Source organism: Maritalea mediterranea (assembly GCF_021568695.1).
Taxonomy (GTDB): Bacteria; Pseudomonadota; Alphaproteobacteria; order Rhizobiales; family Devosiaceae; genus Maritalea; species Maritalea mediterranea.
Genome location: NZ_JAKGTI010000018.1, coordinates 1 through 230, shown reverse-complemented (window position 1 = coordinate 230; position 230 = coordinate 1). Strand labels below are relative to the sequence as shown.

Here is a 230-nt window from a genome sequence, read left to right as displayed (position 1 = left end):
TGAGCCAGCGAAAGCCTCACGGCCCTTTGATGAGGACCATGCGGGGTGTGTGCTTTCGGAAGGGGCAGCCACGCTGGTTTTGGAGCGCGAGAGCCATGCGCGGGCGCGTGGGGCGACGATTCTGGGTACGGTGTTGGGTTATGGCACTTGTGCTGATGCCTATCAGTTGACGGCGTTGGCCCCCGGCGGCGCGGGCGGCGTGCGGGCCATGAAACTGGCCTTTGAGGATG

1 pseudogene is annotated in these 230 nt (G+C 64.8%); it reads left to right on the top strand.

The features are described from left to right. Positions 1-230 (top strand): annotated as a pseudogene (locus tag L1I42_RS16200) (beta-ketoacyl synthase N-terminal-like domain-containing protein); the annotation flags it as partial.